16 protein-coding genes, 1 tRNA gene and 1 pseudogene are annotated in these 16992 nt (G+C 33.2%); 10 read left to right on the top strand and 8 right to left on the bottom strand.

Annotated elements, in window-relative coordinates; all coding sequences use genetic code 11:
• Positions 1-7 precede the first annotated feature (7 nt).
• Together BSU00_RS04780 and BSU00_RS04775 are read right to left on the bottom strand one after the other, a co-directional pair.
• Positions 8-535: an HAD family hydrolase gene (locus BSU00_RS04780; RefSeq protein ID WP_105003341.1), complete on the bottom strand. Its 528-nt coding sequence runs from the start codon at positions 533-535 to the stop codon at positions 8-10.
• Positions 519-1271, bottom strand: coding sequence for a Rossmann-like and DUF2520 domain-containing protein (locus BSU00_RS04775; protein ID WP_105003340.1), 753 nt, complete (start codon positions 1269-1271; stop codon positions 519-521). The genes BSU00_RS04780 and BSU00_RS04775 overlap by 17 nt, the downstream gene beginning before the upstream one ends.
• Positions 1272-1572: 301 nt before the next feature.
• On the opposite strand from BSU00_RS04775, the gene BSU00_RS04770 reads away from it, so the two are divergent.
• From BSU00_RS04770 to BSU00_RS04750, 5 genes and pseudogenes are all read left to right on the top strand, one after another.
• Positions 1573-2727, top strand: a complete 1155-nt coding sequence (locus BSU00_RS04770; protein ID WP_105003339.1) for a PLP-dependent aspartate aminotransferase family protein — start codon at positions 1573-1575, stop codon at positions 2725-2727.
• A pseudogene (gene bshB1, locus BSU00_RS04765) lies at positions 2727-3442 on the top strand (bacillithiol biosynthesis deacetylase BshB1). Before BSU00_RS04770 ends, bshB1 begins: the two are co-directional and overlap by 1 nt.
• 56 nt (positions 3443-3498) lie before the next feature.
• Positions 3499-3574 (top strand) — tRNA-His (locus BSU00_RS04760).
• A 108-nt stretch (positions 3575-3682) separates the two neighbouring features.
• Positions 3683-3862 (top strand): hypothetical protein, encoded by a 180-nt coding sequence (locus BSU00_RS04755; RefSeq protein WP_105003338.1) that lies wholly within the window; start codon positions 3683-3685, stop codon positions 3860-3862.
• A gap of 33 nt (positions 3863-3895) precedes the next feature.
• Positions 3896-4339 (top strand): hypothetical protein, encoded by a 444-nt coding sequence (locus tag BSU00_RS04750; protein ID WP_105003337.1) that lies wholly within the window; start codon positions 3896-3898, stop codon positions 4337-4339.
• Positions 4340-4423: 84 nt separating this feature from the next.
• On the opposite strand, the gene BSU00_RS04745 is transcribed toward BSU00_RS04750, so the two are convergent.
• Positions 4424-4846, bottom strand: a complete 423-nt coding sequence (locus BSU00_RS04745; protein WP_105003336.1) for a hypothetical protein — start codon at positions 4844-4846, stop codon at positions 4424-4426.
• 50 nt (positions 4847-4896) lie between these two features.
• On the bottom strand, positions 4897-5232 hold the full coding sequence (locus BSU00_RS04740) for a helix-turn-helix domain-containing protein (RefSeq protein ID WP_105003335.1): 336 nt from the start codon (positions 5230-5232) through the stop codon (positions 4897-4899).
• 578 nt (positions 5233-5810) lie between these two features.
• Between BSU00_RS04740 and BSU00_RS04735 the strand changes: the two genes are divergently transcribed.
• On the top strand, positions 5811-6026 hold the full coding sequence (locus BSU00_RS04735) for a hypothetical protein (RefSeq protein ID WP_105003334.1): 216 nt from the start codon (positions 5811-5813) through the stop codon (positions 6024-6026).
• 129 nt (positions 6027-6155) lie between these two features.
• Here the strand turns inward: BSU00_RS04735 and BSU00_RS04730 are convergent, their stop codons facing one another.
• Positions 6156-7697 carry a hypothetical protein gene (locus BSU00_RS04730; protein WP_105003333.1) on the bottom strand — a complete coding sequence of 514 codons (1542 nt, stop codon included), beginning with the start codon at positions 7695-7697 and terminating at the stop codon, positions 6156-6158.
• A 133-nt stretch (positions 7698-7830) separates the two neighbouring features.
• Here BSU00_RS04730 and BSU00_RS04725 point away from each other — a divergent pair, with 133 nt between their 5' ends.
• Complete coding sequence (locus tag BSU00_RS04725; protein WP_105003332.1) at positions 7831-8355, top strand: hypothetical protein; 525 nt, start codon at positions 7831-7833, stop codon at positions 8353-8355.
• 9 nt (positions 8356-8364) lie between these two features.
• Here the strand turns inward: BSU00_RS04725 and BSU00_RS04720 are convergent, their stop codons facing one another.
• The 3 genes from BSU00_RS04720 to BSU00_RS04710 form a co-directional block, all read right to left on the bottom strand.
• Entirely contained in the window at positions 8365-9288 is a 924-nt protein-coding gene (locus BSU00_RS04720; protein ID WP_146104791.1) for a cation diffusion facilitator family transporter, read from the bottom strand.
• Positions 9289-9385: 97 nt separating this feature from the next.
• Entirely contained in the window at positions 9386-11734 is a 2349-nt protein-coding gene (locus BSU00_RS04715) for an Orn/Lys/Arg decarboxylase N-terminal domain-containing protein (RefSeq protein ID WP_105003330.1), read from the bottom strand.
• Positions 11735-11767: 33 nt separating this feature from the next.
• On the bottom strand, positions 11768-13198 hold the full coding sequence (locus BSU00_RS04710; protein ID WP_105003329.1) for a basic amino acid/polyamine antiporter: 1431 nt from the start codon (positions 13196-13198) through the stop codon (positions 11768-11770).
• Between the two features lie 608 nt (positions 13199-13806).
• Here BSU00_RS04710 and hisG point away from each other — a divergent pair.
• Genes hisG through hisC form a run of 3 tightly spaced genes read left to right on the top strand, consistent with a single transcriptional unit; the run spans position 13807 to position 16989 of the window.
• Positions 13807-14664, top strand: a complete 858-nt coding sequence (gene hisG / locus BSU00_RS04705) for an ATP phosphoribosyltransferase (protein ID WP_105003422.1) — start codon at positions 13807-13809, stop codon at positions 14662-14664.
• 14 nt (positions 14665-14678) lie between these two features.
• Positions 14679-15968, top strand: coding sequence for a histidinol dehydrogenase (gene hisD / locus BSU00_RS04700; protein WP_105003328.1), 1290 nt, complete (start codon positions 14679-14681; stop codon positions 15966-15968).
• Positions 15961-16989, top strand: coding sequence for a histidinol-phosphate transaminase (gene hisC / locus BSU00_RS04695; RefSeq protein ID WP_105003327.1), 1029 nt, complete (start codon positions 15961-15963; stop codon positions 16987-16989). Before hisD ends, hisC begins: the two co-directional genes overlap by 8 nt.
• Positions 16990-16992 lie beyond the last annotated feature (3 nt).

Raw genomic sequence — 16992 nt, 5'->3', positions numbered from 1 at the left:
GTATAGATTAATCATTTTTAGCATCGTAATTATTTTCCCAAGTTTGCTGTACACGCATTATTTGTTCGATGACATCTCGTACGCAGCCTTCTCCTCCTTTTTTATCGGAGATATACTTGGCTACTTGCTGTACTTCTCGAACAGCATCTTTTGGACAACATGGAAGTCCTACAAGACGCATTACAGGATAATCTGGTACGTCATCTCCCATATAGGCGATGGTATCTGCATCTAGGTTATATTTTTCGGCAAACATTTTAAATTGCTTAACTTTATCCTTAGCACCGAGATAAATATCTTCAATTCCAAGATTGGCTAACCTTTTTCGAACACCTTCATTACTTCCACCTGAAATAATACAAACCTTATACCCATTAGTAACGGCTGCCTTTAAAGCATACCCATCTTTAACGTTCATGTGTCTAATTAATTGTCCGTCGGTAGTAACGGTTACCATTCCGTTAGTTAATACGCCATCTACATCAAAAATGAAAGCCTTAATTTCAGGCATTATTTGTTTATAACTTTTCTCCATGTGTAATTGAATCACTTAATATTTTATAAATTTTTTGTTGTTCTTTGGTAAGCAAATTTAGATGATTTTGCATGGTCTTGCTGTCTCCTCTCTTGGCAGGGCCTGTTTGTGCCTCTTTAGGAGAAATCGCTTCAATTTTTGCTGCTGTTTCTCTAATAAGTGGCATGAGTATTTCAAACGGAACCTTATAATTTTTACAGATGTCTTCTCCAATTTGGTACAAATGATTGGTGAAATTATTCACAAAAACAGCAGCCACGTGCAAATATCTTCTCTCTTGGGAATTGATAAGATAAATTTTGTCACTTAAAGAATGTGCTAATTTTTCCAATAGAAAAAGGTCTTGTTTGGTTTCGGCCTCAATACAAAACGGGATGTTTCGAAAATTAACTTTTTTATTTTTTGTAAAGCTTTGCAATGGGTAGAAAACTCCTTTTCTACCACTATTTTGTAAGGTATCCATAGCAACACTCCCAGAGGTGTGTACAACCAAACTAGTACTAGGAATTGCAGCAGAAACTTCTCCAATCGCAGTGTCAGAAACAGCAATTATATAAACATCTGCTTCTTTTAGTGCTCTTATGCTATTGGTAATATCGCATGAATTTTCAAAGGATCTAACTTGTTCTACATCTCTTGCATAAATTTGCTGTAAAACAATCTCTTGGTTTTCTAAAAAAGCTTTGATGAGGTGATTTGCGATGTTTCCGCCACCTAAAATTGCAACTCTTTCCATAAAACGAAGATATTAATTTTATTTCTTAAAAGGCGAGGCGTTATTGCAACTTACCGTTATTTTTTCTCTTTAATACAATTCTCATTTCAGTTAATTTTATATTACATACAATTACATTTATTTTTCTTTAAATACGTCTCTGCCTTTCTTTTGAGTGCGCCAGTTTTTGTATTTTAGCAACATATCTAGTAAAAAATCAAATCAGCTTTAAGGATACTTTTTATCCTTGTTTTCGTAGTTCTTTTGGTTTTTATACGTCTAACCATAAACAACTACAAACAATTTAATATTAGATTTTTAAATGAATAAAAAAACACCCTTCGGAATTAATACTACTTGTATCCACGCTGGCGAATTAAAAGATGCACAATTTAAGGGAGCAGTTTCTCCGTTATACATGTCTACGTCATATGCCTTTGATAACGTTGCAGTTAAACGATATCCGCGCTATTTTAACACGCCCAATCAGGAAGCCCTATGTGCAAAAATTGCTGCACTGGAGAAAACAGAGGATGCGCTTATTTTTGGATCGGGAATGGCGGCCATAAGCACTAGTCTTTTAGCGTTTCTTCAAAAAGGCGACCATATAATCTTACAGGAAACGCTGTACGGAGGAACATATAATTTTATTGTAGAAGAATTTGATAAGTTTGGTATTGCGTATACATTTACCGATAGTATGGCAATTGCTGATTTCGAGAAGGAAATACAACATAACACCAAAGTTATTTTCATAGAAACACCATCCAATCCTTTGATGAAAATTATAGATATGCAAGCTATTCAAGAACTTGCGAAAGCACACGGGATTCTTACGATGATCGATAACACTTTTGCTTCTTCTATAAATCAAACCCCTGTAGATTTTGGTATTGACATAATTATTCATTCGGCAACAAAGTATATGGGAGGGCATTCGGATATACTGGCAGGTGCCGTTGCGGGTTCTAAAGAACACATAAAGAAAATTTGGAATGTCGCTAAAAACTTTGGAGGAAGTTTAAGTGATTTCACCGTATGGATGTTAGAACGAAGCCTAAAAACTTTCTATTTGCGCGTAAAGCAGCAAAGTCATAATGCTTTGGTAATGGCAGAATACCTTGAGAATAGTTCTTTTATTGAAAAAGTATACTATCCTGGATTGGTTTCTCATGAGGATCATGAAATCGCAAAAAAGCAGATGCGATATTTTGGCGGTATGTTCTCTTTTGAACTGAAAGATACAATAGATACTATGGAGTTTCAACGCAATTTAAAGCTTATAAAGTCATCTATGAGTTTGGCAGGGGTAGAGAGTACTTTATTAAGCCCGTCACAAACCTCACACCAATTATTGTCTACTGAAGAAAGAGCAAGTCAAGGGATAAAAGATGGTTTAATTCGCTTTTCAGTTGGCATTGAAGATACGGAAGATTTGATTAGAGATATAGAACAAGCAATAGAAAAAATTAAATAATGAAATTAGATATATTGGCATTTGGAGCACATCCAGACGATGTAGAGCTTGGTTGTGGTGCAACCATAGCCAAAGAGGTGGCTTTGGGAAAAAAGTAGGCATCGTAGATCTTACGAGAGGTGAATTAGGCACCCGAGGTTCTGCACAATTACGCAAGGTGGAAGCTACAAAGGCTGCAAAAATTTTAGGCGTTGCAGTTCGAGAAAATCTCGGTTTTGCGGATGGTTTTTTTAGGAATGATAAAGCACATCAGCTAGAAATAATACGCCTGCTGCGAAAATACCAACCAGAGATAGTTCTATGTAATGCTATAGACGATAGGCATATAGATCACCCCAAGGGAAGTAAGGTGGTTTCCGATGCCTGTTTTTTAAGTGGTTTAGTTAAAATTGAAACCTTTTTAGATAATGTTACACAAGAAAAATGGCGACCAAAGCAGGTTTATCATTACATACAATGGAAAAATATTGAACCAGATTTTGTAGTAGATGTTACCGAGTTTATTTCCAAAAAGGAAGCAGCAGTAATGGCGTATAGTTCTCAATTTTTTGATCCTAAAAGTAAGGAACCAGAAACTCCCATTACCAGCAAGAATTTTACGGAAAGTATAACCTACAGAGCAAAAGATTTAGGCCGGTTAATTGGGGTAGAATATGCAGAGGGCTTTACCTCAGAACGTTATGTTGCAGTGGAAGATTTAAGTAAATTAATTTAAAAAAAAATATTGTAGGAAATTAAAAAACCTTGTATATTTGCACCCGCAAGTCAAATGGTGGTTGTAGCTCAGTTGGTTAGAGCGCCGGATTGTGGTTCCGGAGGTCGTCGGTTCGAGACCGATCTTCCACCCAAACATTAAGCCCTTAATATATAAGGGCTTTTTTTATTTTTAGACGACCCTGCAAGGTTTACATTTTTATAAAGGTTACAGAAAAGGTTACAAAAATGTATTAAAATAATGAAAAATCACTTAAACTTACCAACAAGAGTAACCATCAACAACAAGCATATAGATCATACCTATGATGCTATTGGAGTAAAACTAGATGAAGCTAAAAAAGCAGTATCTAATTTCTTTGAAAGAGCTAAAAACCTTATAATAAATGGACCTTCTGGATTTGTTCCTAAAGACGCATAACTAAAAATAAATATCAAAATATATAAAAACAAAATGAAACCATTATTAATAGCCATAGTTAGCTGTAATATTATATCTTGTTGTCAACTTCAATCTAAGCCTTCTTTTAAAGAAAGTAAAATAGTCTCTAATTTTTTTAAAACATATGATGGAAAGCCTCAAAAGGCTATTGAAGATATTTTTAATAGTAATAAGTGGCTTAATTTTGAAAAAAGTCAAAAGGAAACGGTGTTTTTAAAATTAAATAACCTAATTAGTCAATTAGGCTCTTATCAAGGTTATGAGACTATAAAAAGTATTAATATTGGTAAAAGCTATAGAGTAATTAGTGCTATTGCAAAATATGATAGACAACCTTTAAGGTTTAATTTTATATTGTATAAGCCATTAGATAAGTGGCAAGTTCAAAATTTTAACTTTGATGTAAATATAGAAAGTGTCTTAGAGCAAAATATTACATTATCTTTTGACTATTAGATTATAAAAAGTCAGCTATCTGATTTTTGAATAATAAACATAAAATGCCTACTGCTAAAAAAGAGGAAAACAAAATAATCTTATTTAGCATAGGTATTTTTTTATTAGAAAAATATAATTTTTTTTATCAGGTCTAATGTAAACTTCCACTTCTTTACCTTCTGGGAATTTTTTTACAATATTTTTACTGAAGCTAGATGTAAAAAACATATTATTGATAGAAGAATAGTATAATTTATTAGACATAAATTTATCTCCATTAAGTATTCCTTCAAACTCAATTTTAGGCACATACTTTGTCTGGTCTGTTGGTCCTGCCATATCAGTATCTATAGGGTAAGAATTTTTTTCTTTAATTAAGGTAGATGTAATTATTTTACCTTTAGTTTTTCTACAGTTATTAGCTTTTGCATTATACTTATTGATTAATAAAATTAATATAAAAAAAAATATACTAATACCTATAAATAATAAACTTATAATGAATATTATCTCTTGCTTTTCCATTGTTTTAATTAAAATAAGTTATAGTGGTGATAAGAATGAATATTATTGGTTTAAGAGTTGTAAGCACTTTTAGCTTTAGTATCTCTAATGACGGTATCAATCAGTTTAAATAGCATTTTTTGCTTATCACTATCTAAGCTCTGTATATCTTTTAAACGTTGTACAGTCTTTTTATCAAAAGAAGCATTTACTCCTTCTTCTCTTAAATAATCTAAAGAAACATTAAAAGCATTTGCAATACTTTTATCAGCTTCTATTGAAGGCATTGCCTCTCCACGTTCATATTTACCAGTCATTACAAGAGAAACATTGGTTTTATCTGATAGTTCAGATTGTGACCAATTAAGTTTCTTACGTAAACTTTCTATTATTTTACCTGTATCCATAAATATTTTTAAATATTACAAATTACAACTAAAGTAACACGATAGTACAAAAATAGGTAATTAAAAGATAAATATATCGTGCACTCTCCATTTAAAACCACGACAAAAAGGTTCCAACATTGGGAAAGTCTTGTGAATTCTGGGATTTATAAATAGTTTTAAATAAAAAAGGGAGTATTCAAATTATGAATATTCCTTTTTTTACTCGAAAAGACATTATGAAAATTAACTTCAATTATTATCATTGGTTCCCTATTCTTTATTACAAAGTTGATTTAACTATTTAAGATAGGGGTTACACTTGGGGTTACAATTTCAAAAAAAAGGTTTATTTTTGTTAATGTTAACAATACTTAATCTGTTCATTTATAGATTATTAACCTTTGCTCTTTTAAAGGTCATAGGCTTGTGGTTCCGGAGGTCGTCGGTTCGAGACCGATCTTCCACCCAAACTCTAAGCCCTTAATATATAAGGGCTTTTTTTATTTTTAGATGTACTACAAGGTTTATATTTTTACCCTTATTTAGATTCATTCCACTATAAGTCCGCGATATCTTTATATAAAAATTAATTTATTATGTTATTTACCTTAACTGGTCTTGTTTTCAACTGTTTCGGGTTGATAGTCTTGTTTTATTTTGGATTGCCAAATTTAAAATTATACAATCCAAAAGCTACCGATGAAACTTTAAAAGAGGGAGATGCCACAAAAATAGACAGGATATCCAAACACGGAATTATCTTAATTTTGTTGGGTTTAATATTGCAAATGATTGGAACAGTGTTTCCATGATATATAAAGAAAATAGACGTTAATGTTTATTGTTAGTTGATAGTTACCCCTAAATAAAGCTCCTTCGGGAGCTTTTTTTAGGATACCTTTGGTGATGAGAATGAGAAATTAAAGTAGTATACAATTTTTCTATAGTAGAGTTTTCTTTAACCCGGCCTCTATACATTTCCAAATTTGATTAAATATAGATTTCGAGGGGTCTCTTTTTACATACACTTTTTCAATAGATACTTTGTCTTTTTTAGTGTTTTTTTTAAGTAGAAGATTGGCAATTGCGGTTTGAATTGCTCTTTTGTTGCCAGTTTTATTATGTAAGATTTCTACTTTTAAATTTTCATAAGCAAAGTTTAAAACAGCACTTGCATCGTAATCGGAACCGTTTATAATAAAATCTAGTTCGTGCATGTAGCCTGAAACATTGGTGTTCATTGTAGGTCTGGTAAAAGCACTCACAAGAGATAAGTTCATGTTGCTAAGGTTTCCGTGTATGTTATAACTGTCTTTGGTATTGGCTATGTTAAAATTACAGTGCATTTCCAATTTGCCCTCACCATATAATTTAGAGAAAAGAGATATTTTGGTGTCTTTTTTTAGGGTATGAATGTTAAAGTTATCAATATTGCTTGCGGTCATACGAAGCTCTTTTAGTTGTAAAATACCTGGTCCGTTTTGTGCTTTTGTTTTTTCTTCATAGGTGAGTTCAGAGTTTGCTATAGAAAGCGTATCTATGGTTAGGTAAAAAGGTAAATCTCTTAAAACCGCACTGTATAGTTTTTTTTTAGACCTGTCATCTCTAACTAATTTATCACGGTATAAAGTAGTTCGCATCCCATCAATTTCTACAGAATTGCCATTAATTTGGAGGGAATCCTTATAAAACCCCCATTTTGTATTAAACATTTTTAAACTATCCATTTCGCATATAATATAGTCTGCCTCTTTTTTTAATTTGCTAACAAATTGTTTTCGCGTATATTTCGGCGTTACTTTTACCTTTTTTACGATTAGCTCTTTTTCTGTTGCTTTAAAGCCCTGCATAGAAACTTTATACCACTTTCCAATAGAGGAGAAGGTGTTGCCAATGTTTAATGTATAAGAAGAATAGATAAAAGGTAAAGGATTGCTTAGTTGGGTGCTGTCTATAAATACACCTTGAATTTCAATGTTAATATTTTTAGAAAGTAACGATTGGGTTGTGTCTATGCTTTTTACTATTTCCAACCTTCCATTTTTTACCGCAACACTTTTTAATTCAATTCGATCGTAGAAATCTTTCCAAAATAGACCAATAGATTTTGAGTTATCCGCTGCTGCTTGTTTCTTTTTTCTAGAAATAATTTTAAAATCAGGTTGGTAGATAGACACGCCTTTGGATTTAAGTTTTTTGTGTACCAGAAGGTCGTACAAACTAAAATTTTTAATTTCTATTAGTGGAATATTTCCCTCCATGGAAGATTCGGTTATGGAATCTTTAATTGGTATAATGCTAGCATTTTTAATTCCAATACTATTTTTGAGCAGTGAGAAAGATATTTTTTTAAAAGCAATATCGTAGATGCGATTTGGATTATTATTTAGAACCTGCGGAACTATTATATTTACTGCGATTTCAATAGTGAAAAAACAGAACACAAGAAAAAGTATACCGTATAAATATTTACGTTTCAACATACAATCGTCTTAAGAATGATATGCTATAAAGATATTTGTTTTAAAGTTATTTTTAATGGTTTTTAGAGGAATGGTACTTTAGAATGGTTTAAATTTTCACTATTTTAGTTACTTTTAATACCAAAAGTATAAAATGGAGTTAACTCAGTCAGGAACTACAACGGTGGTTTCTTATACCACTACAATACAAGCTACTGTAGCACAGTTATGGGAAGTAATCACTACTCCGGGCATTTTAGAACGCTGTCATCCCTTTTGTGAAAAAAACGAGGTATTACAATGGCCAGGCATAGGAGCAAAAGATACAATAACCTATTACAATGGGGTAGTTTTACATCGATATTTTATAAAATGGGAGCAAGGGAAGGGCTATGAATTATATATAGGGAGAGGGCGGTATGCAGCTGCAAAAGTACTTTGGGAAATACATCCAGAAACAAAAACTACCGCAAAATTGGCCATAACAATTGAGTTATTTCGTACGATTGCTTTACAAAGGTATCCAAAAGTTTTTAGAGGGTTAATTTCTACTTTCTATTTTACTCCTAATATGCAAAAGTATATACAATCGGTAGTTAAAGGTTTTAAATATTACCTAGAAACTGGGGCATCCGTAGAGAAAAATCAATTTGGCAATAACCCATTGTTTTCTAATTGATTTATGTTGCTATAGTTTTTGGTATTGCTCTAAATCTTCTAAGGTCAAACAAACATCTATTTTTACAATGCCACCTATAGAATCTCTTAATTTTTGTAAAATTTCTTTTTTTATTTGGTCTTGAAATCCAACAGCCATATCGATTTCATGTTTGGTTTGCAAATGAAATAAAACATAGGTTTCTCTTCCTGTTTTGGTTGCTTTAAAGTGAATATTTTTAATGTTATTATTACTTAAAATCTCATTCTTTATTGTTTTAATTTTGACGATAATATTTTTTGGAGGAACAGAAAGTAATATTTCTTTAAAACCACTTAAAATAGCCTGTATTGGAAATTTAATTACTATGGCAACTATAATTAGCGTTGCAATGGCATCCGTATACGGAATTACAAAAGCTAAAGTTGTATTGGCTAAACTTTTAGAAATGAAAAAAGTAGCGCCAACAGAAGCGCTTATTAAAGTGTCTATAAACCAGTTTTTATACTCGAGATCTAGTAAAGACGTATGTACAACTTTATGAAGGTTATAAAAGTAAATACTCATTAAAAAACAAGCAACTGTAGAAAGTATAAAGTAGGTAATGGCACCACTAAAATCTGGAATACTACCACCGTTTATTACATCGATTACGGCATTATAGGTGGATGTGAGAATGACAATAAAAATAAGTAACCCCTTCACCATATTAAACAATGGTTCTATACTAGAGTAACCAAAATTAAATTCTTTATTTTCAGGTCGATACACTAGTTTTATTACATATATGGAGATTACTGCAAGAATTCCGCCAGCAATAGAATAATAACCATCCAACATAATCGCTTCGGCATTGGTTAGAAATCCGTAGTATAGCGCTAGTATCGCAAGTATGAAGTTCATTACAATAGAAATAAGGACGGCTTGTTTTTCCTTTTTTCTAGGATGATTCACTTGTTGAGAGTTTTTTTTTGCATGAATATTTCCTTCGTAACAAAGGTAACTTAAAGTATAGGTTTTACAAAACTTATACTTTAAGTTACTTGTTGATTTACTCCTTTATTACGTAGGTGTAATATCTTTCTTTTCCTGTTTTTGGATCTTTTTCGAGGTAGGCTCCCTGAATTTCATTATCAAAACCAGGAAAATATGGATTTGTTTTTTCAAATAAGGCAAAATAATCTAGCATTGGTTGCGCTTTATCGTCATATCGTTCCCCTGGAAATATTACTCCAATTCCTGGAGGATATACAAGTGCTAGGGTTGCTGCTATTCTATTTTTAGCTTCGGTTAATGGCACGTAATCTACCTCACCAGCTACAAATTTTTCTTGTGCTTTTTGTGGCGACATTACCATTTCTGGAAAATGTTCTTTTTGGAATAACTTTTTTTGCAAGGCTTTCGCATTATTGTCTTTGTATATGTTGTGAATTACTTGTGCAACATCTTTAATTCCTTTGCCTTTATATAGTTCAGGGAATTCTTTGGTCAATTCAGGATAAACTATTTCCATCAACGCATTTTCATCATATAATTCCTTAAACCTTATTATTTCAGCCAACATGGTTCCCGCTTTGTTTTTTTCAATACCAGGTGTTATTAAAAATAATATTAAATTAAAATCTGTCTTTTCATGAACCACCCCACGTGATCGTAAATATTTTCCTAATAATGGCGCAGGAACTCCGTGTTCCTCGTAGGTATTGTTCTCTCTATCAATACCAGGGGTAAGCAGCATTAATTTAGTAGGGTCGATCATTACAAAGTCATCTTTAACCGATTTATAACCATGCCATGTTGCTCCTTCCCGCATAATCCAGGCTTGTTGTTCCATTACCAAAACATCGGTACTGACCTCTTCCCATGGAACATCGATCAGATCTTCGGTATATTCAGAATTCGTGATGGTTACTTTGTCGGGAACAAATGGATCTAAAAACCATCGTTTAGCAGGGTCTTCGTGTTTGGCATATACTTTTGCTATTTCACGTATTTTTTTTCGAATTTCTATAGAGTATCGAAGTGCATCGTCCCACATGACAAAACCAGCTTTTCCTTTCATCATTTGCGCGCTTACATCTAAAGAGGCATACATTGGGTAAAACGGCGATGTACTCATGTGCATCATATATACTTCATTCATTCGAAGGTGATTAATATGATGGTCTTTTCCTTCAATATGTTTGTCTTTAACTAGTATTTGTGAGGCTTGGCTCATACCACATAGTTGTTTATGTGTAGATTGTGCTACATAAAGGCCAGGATCTTTTTCTTTGAAATCATAGCTCATACCAAAACGATTCTTAAATATAGGATGGAACTTCATAAAAGCTCCCCAAGCTTCATCTAAAAAAATATAATCCGCTAAATGCCCTAATTTTTCTATCAAGGTAGCAACGTTATAGGTGGTGCCATCATAGGTGTTGTTTTCGATAATGATAGCTCTGAAAGGGCGCGCTTTTTTCCAAGCATTTTTATCTTTTACCAAGGGATTGTTTTTGATATCTTCCCTTATTTTGGTCTCATCAAGTGCTGCAAAATTTACAGGGCCTACCATTCCATAATCATTTCTATCGTCCTCTAAAAATATGGGTATAGCTCCGTAAAGCATGAGTGAGTGGTGATGAGACTTATGGTTGTTTCTATCGAATAGCACCAAATCTCCTTTTTTAAGTAGTGCGCCGTTGATAATTTTTACCGAGGTAGAAGACCCGTTCAAAATAAAGTAAGCTCTGTCTGCCCCAAAGATTTTTGCCGCTTGTTTTTCCGATTCTAAGTATTCTCCGGTATGGTTAAATACATCCCCCAAGTCGGGTACAAAATTAAAGTCGGCACGCCAAAATTGTTCGCCTAAATAATCGTGAAGTATTTTTCCTCGTGGTGATTTTTTTAAAAAATTACCACCGTTATGTCCTGGGCAGAGCCACATATCATTTCCAGCTTCCGACCAATCTATCATTCCACCAAAGAAAGGTGTTTTTAGTGAATCAATATATTCGTTAAAGGCTCGATTTAAGTATTTAGCAATGTACACAGCAGTTTCTTCCTCTGGATGAATATAGCCCCTAATTTCATTTAAGTGGTCTAGTGTAATTTCTGCAATCAATTCTTTTTCGGATAAGACAAAAATGGGAGTGTCAAATCCTCTATTTCTTATGAAGTCAATAATTTTAATGGCATTAAAATCATTGCTTTCCTGGTCATAACTTAGAATAGCACATGCAATAGTAGCTTCTTTAACAATTGCCATTTCTGCTTCAAACTCCGATTGAGCTATAATAACTTCGTGTCCTTTTTTTTCAATTTCAGAGACAATGTCTCGTAGTAGCGCTCCCGTGAAGGTTTCTGCGTTAATGCGATTATCTACGAGTAAATATTTGAACATTTTATGATATTCCATATGAATAAATTTTTAAAGTTAATGATGATAGTTTTAGGGAATAATCTTTCCAACTAGTAAAAAGTCAATAGCAACAACGGCTAAAAAAACAAACAAAATGGCAAGAACTCTTTCGTATTTAGTAAAAATAAATTTACCTTCATTAAGTTCGTTTTTATGTGCACTGTAGTAAAATGGTATGCCGATAGCGTAGAAAATACAAGCTAGTAAAAGATAACTCAATCCAGCAGAATACAAAAGCCAAAAACCGTAAAGTGTTGCTAAGATACCAATGTACAGTGCTCCAATTTTTTTCTTTATGTTATCGGCATAAATTTCACTTTTTTCCGAAGATTTCCACAAGAAGGCTGCACTAAAAATATAAGGCGGTATAATCATAATACTGCATATGTTTACCATGGCCATATACACATCTTCAGATATGTATATTAGCAGAAGTAATACACTCATTAAAACAGCAGTTATAATTAGAGAGGAATAGGGTGATTTTTGCTTGTTCTCTTTGGCAAAAGCTTTAGGGAAAACCCCTTCTTTTGCAGCGGCATAAGGAACTTCTGCAACCAAAATGGTCCAAGCCAACAAAGAACTTAATAACGATATTATAACAGAAACACTTACAAATTGAACAACCCACTCACCAGTATATCCACTAAGCATAAACACAGCAGACGGATTTTTAAGTTTTGCAAGTTCTGGTTGTTGTAATAAACCATAGGCAAGTATACTAATTAGGGCATAAAGAATTAATGCCAAAATAAGACCTATTTTGGTCGCTTTTCCAATATCTTTTGTAGATTTTGCTCTTGAGGATATTACTACCGCTCCCTCAATTCCTATAAAACACCACAAGGTAACTAGCATGGTGCCCTTAATTTGGCTTCCTACACTGTCAAGATTGTATTTTTCACCCCAAAAAGACACGGTAAATGTATCGAGTTGGAAGTAAATAAAAATCAAAATAGTAATAAGAATTAGCGCTATAAATATAATTATGGTGGTTATGGAATTCAGCTTTGCTGCTAGGGTTACACTGCGCATCACAATTAAGGAAAAAACCCAAATTATAACAAGCGAGAAAAATATTGTGGTGATGCCATGGTCTAACAATGAAGGGAAAAAATACCCAAAGGCATCGTTGAGCATTATAATGAAGGCTAAATTTCCAACCGCTCCTGAAATCCAATAGCCCCATGCCGCATTGAACCCCATATAATTTCCAAAACCCTCTTTTGCATAGCCATAAATTCCGGAGGAAAGATCACTGCGTTCTTGCGAGAGTATCCCAAAAGTAAGTGCTAAGAAGTACATTCCTATTCCTGTAATTACCCATGAGATAATAACCGGTCCTAGTGCTGCACCAGCTGCCATATTTTGTGGAATATTATACACCCCACTTCCAACCATTGAAGTAAAAACAATAGCGATAAGACCAAATAAGCCAACTTTGTTGTTGTTTTCTGCCATAATAAATTATTTAAATTATTTATACTGATAAATGAATCAAATGTTTGATTTAAATGTAAACTAGGGAAGAAATTTTCAACTAAGTGCTACTTGTTTCAAGTAGCTCCTAATGCAATTAAAATTACAAACTAAAAAAAGAGTAAATAAATATACAAAAATATGTTTACTTATAATCATTCTAGATAAATAAATTATGACATCGTAAAAATGCAGTTCTCATTTAATCTTAAAAGCTAGAATGGTAGTGTTTTTTTCACATATTTTAGTGTTTGTTTAAAAGTTTTTAGGATGTAATGTAAAGAATAATACTAGTGTTATTTATTTAAACACCTGATAAACAAGTGTTTGTTTTTATAGTTGAACTTTTTTTAAAAAAAGTAAAGTTTATTGGTTTATTTACGACATAATATGTGATATTTGCAGTATAATAATAATAATGATAACAATTCAATTACATCATCATCATCATCATACTTGCACTCAAGCGAGCTGAAGATGTATTGTGTAAAAATATATTTAAACCCGTTTGAGTAAATCAAACGGGTTTTCTTTTCCTTAGGTTGGAAAGTTATTACTCGGTTTGGTTTACGAAAACAAAACTAAACAACATGAGTAAACTTAAAATAGCCATTCAAAAATCGGGAAGACTCAACCAAGATTCCTTAAAAATTTTAAAAGATTGCGGAGTTTCTATTGATAATGGAAAAGACCAATTAAAAGCTGCTGCAAGTAATTTTCCATTAGAGGTTTTGTATCTCCGAAACGGAGACATCCCGCAGTACTTAAAGGATGGAGTAGTAGATGCAGCGATTATTGGTGAAAATTTACTAATTGAAAAAGGAGCGAATATTGCTTTTATTGAAAAGTTGAATTTTTCAAAATGTAAAGTTTCTTTAGCAATACCAAAAGGAGAGGAGTATAGCGATCTTTCTTATTTTCAAGGAAAAAAAATAGCTACTTCTTATCCAAATACTGTAAGGCAGTTTTTAGAAAAAAATAACATTGAAGCCAATCTTCACATAATTAATGGTTCTGTAGAAATTGCTCCTAACATAGGTTTAGCAGACGGAATTTGTGATATCGTGTCTAGTGGGTCTACCTTATTTAAGAATAATTTAAAGGAAGTGCAAGTGATTTTAGAATCGCAAGCTGTTTTAGCAGTATCTCCTAAAATAAATTCAGATCAAAAAGCTATTCTTGACAAGCTTCAATTTCGAATAAAATCAGTTTTAAAAGGAAGACAATCTCGTTATGTTTTGTTAAATGCACCGAACGAGAAACTAGAAAAAATAATCGATATACTCCCAGGAATGCGAAGCCCTACGGTTTTGCCACTTGCAGAAGAAGGTTGGAGTTCTGTACATTCGGTATTGGATAAAAATCAGTTTTGGGATATTATAGACGAGCTGAAAAACAACGGAGCAGAGGGTATTTTGGTTTGCCCTATTGAAAAAATGGTAGTTTAAATAACAATAATACGATGAAAATTATTAATAATCCTTCTATTACTGCTTGGTCTTCTTTGTGCGAGAGAGCTACTATTAATGCAGATACATTAGCAAAAGGAGTGCAAGAGATAATGCAAAGTGTACAAACATCTGGAGATGTAGCGTTACGAAGTTTTACAGAGAAATTTGATGGTGTTTCTATTAAAAGTTTGCAGGTTTCTGAGGAAGAAATACAACAGGCAATAGGAGCTGTACAGCAAAATTTAAAAGAAGCTATTCAATTAGCAAAAAATAATATTGAAGTATTTCACCAGTCACAGATTTCTAGTATAACGAAAGTATCAACTACCAAAGGTGTTACCTGTTGGAGAAAAAGTGTCGCTATTGATAAGGTAGGTTTATACATTCCTGGAGGTTCAGCACCACTTTTTTCTACCATATTGATGTTAGGTATTCCTGCGAAAATAGCAGGTTGTAAAGAGATTGTTTTATGCACGCCACCGAATAAAGATGGCAGTATAGATCCGGCAATTTTATACACTGCTGCGTTAGTTGGTGTTACGAAAATTTTTAAAGTTGGTGGGGCCCAAGCAATTGCAGGGATGACATTCGGTACTGAAACCATACCACAAGTCTATAAAATACTAGGTCCAGGTAACCAATATGTAACTAAGGCAAAAGAGTTTGCGCAGCAAAAAGGTGTAGCGATAGATATGCCAGCGGGCCCAAGTGAGGTGCTGGTGATCGCAGATGAAAGTTCCATACCAGAATTTGTAGCAGCAGATTTATTGTCGCAAGCGGAACATGGCACCGATAGCCAAGCTGTACTTGTGGTTACTAAAGAGGTATTAGCAGAAAGTGTTGTAAAAGAAGTAGAGGCTCAACTAGAGGTATTACCAAGAAAAGAGCTAGCTAAAAAAGCACTAGATAATAGCTATATAGTGGTTTTACCCACCGTAGAAGATTGTATTGCTTTTAGCAATAAATATGCTCCCGAGCATTTAATTATCGCGTCAGATAATGCTATCAATTTTGTAGATACGATTACCAATGCCGGTTCTGTGTTTTTAGGAAACTATAGTTGTGAAAGTGCAGGAGACTATGCCAGTGGGACCAACCACACGTTACCTACGAATGGATATGCTAAAAATTACAGTGGTGTGTCTCTAGACAGTTTTGTTAAAAAAATAACGTTTCAGGAAGTTACGAAAACAGGGATTCAAAAAATAGGAAAGGCTATTGAATTAATGGCGGAAGCGGAAGGCTTAGAGGCCCACAAAAATGCAGTTACATTACGTTTAAATCAAATAGAAAATGTTTAATTTACAAAAAATAGTTCGATCAAATATATCTCGTTTGCAAGCATATGCCTCGGCTAGAGACGAATTTAAAGGCGTTGCAGATGTATACCTAGACGCCAACGAAAACCCTTTTGGAGAGCTGAACAGATATCCTGATCCTAAACAAAGTAAAATTAAAAAAATACTATCCGGTATTAAAAATGTGGCAGAGAATCAGATTTTTATCGGGAATGGTAGTGATGAGGTTATTGATTTAGCGTTTCGGATTTTTTGCAACCCAGGTGTAGATAAAGCACTAACTTTTACTCCTTCATATGGGATGTATAAAGTTTCTGCCGGAATAAATGATGTAGAACTAATAGAATTGCCGCTAACTGCATCGTTTACGATTAATTTGGAAGAAGTCTCTCCTTATTTAGCAGATGAAAACTTAAAGTTAATATTTATTTGCTCTCCGAATAATCCGACAGGGAATTGCTTTTCTGAGGAAAGTATTACATGGATATTGAATAACTTTAATGGTATTGTAATCATCGATGAGGCGTACATTGATTTTAGCACCAAAGCATCTTTTATTTCAAAATTAGAAAAATATCCAAACCTAATCATAAGTCAAACGTTCAGTAAAGCATGGGGATTAGCAGGTGCAAGAACAGGAGTGGCTTATGCTTCAAAGGAACTTATAGCTTTGTATAACAAAGTAAAACCGCCATATAATGTAAGTGCTTTGAATCAGGATGCGGTTTATAAGGCCTTGCATAATTTGGAATTGTTTGAAGTAAACAAACGTGTTATTCTACAAGAAAAAGAGGATTTAATTTTTGCCTTACAATCGATCAACTACGTAAAAACTATTTTTCCATCGGAAGCAAATTTTATTCTCGTTGAAGTAGAGGATGCCTATAAAGTTTACCACAGCTTGGTTCAGTTGAACATAATAACCAGAAATAGGAGTAATTTGATTGCTAATTGCATTCGAATTACCGTCGGTAGTCCGAGGGACAACGAGCAATTAATAACAGCAATGCAAAAGATTGTCTAACCA

It is taken from the genome of Tenacibaculum sp. SG-28 (assembly GCF_002954385.1).
Classification (GTDB): Bacteria; Bacteroidota; Bacteroidia; order Flavobacteriales; family Flavobacteriaceae; genus Polaribacter.
This window is presented reverse-complemented; position numbering and strand designations above follow the sequence as displayed.